Source organism: Alkalibacillus silvisoli (assembly GCF_039521975.1).
GTDB lineage: Bacteria > Bacillota > Bacilli > Bacillales > Alkalibacillaceae > Alkalibacillus > Alkalibacillus silvisoli.
Window position 1 is genome coordinate 1 of record NZ_BAAACZ010000042.1, and the last position, 636, is coordinate 636.

Below are 636 nucleotides of genomic sequence, written 5' to 3' on the forward strand. Positions count from 1 at the left end.
TTTTAGTCCAAGAATTTCCCGCTCATTATTTTTATTAATAGCTGTTGCGATATAAACAGCTTTAGATACTACTTTATTGTCTTCGCGGACCTTAATATACATGGCATCCGCAAAAATGTATGGGTAGTATATGGTGTTTAAAGGACGACTCGCCCATTCATTCACGATTGGATCGAGTTTTTTAGTTAGAGATGATACAAAAGATTTCGAGACACTCTCTCCACATAATTCTTCAATTATATTTTTAACTTTGCGTGTAGAGACACCATTAATAACCATTTCAAGCATGGACAAAACGAAGGCTTTATCGCATCGCTGGTACTTTTCGAATACGGTTGGAGCGAACTCTCCACTACGCGTCCGTGGGACACGTAATTTGATTTTTCCAATACTCATCATGAGCTCTCTTTCATAATAACCATTTCTATAATCAAAACGCTCACCCGATCGTTCATATGAAGGGACCTGAAGGTATTCATCACGTTCCTTTTCCATATATTCATTTAATAATAGAACTATGGTTGATTTAATTACCGCCTCCATATTAGAATTTACAACTGATTCTTTTAAAATATCCATGTCTAGGTTAAACTGTAATTGAGTCATTTCAATTCCTCTTTTCTTGTTTTTTTGGCT

1 protein-coding gene is annotated in these 636 nt (G+C 35.5%); it reads right to left on the bottom strand.

The genetic code is table 11. The annotated features are described in order from the left end of the window. A partial coding sequence (locus tag ABDZ63_RS15785; RefSeq protein WP_343785182.1) for an IS256 family transposase occupies positions 1-606 on the bottom strand: 606 nt, incomplete at its 3' end. Positions 607-636: the final 30 nt, after the last annotated feature.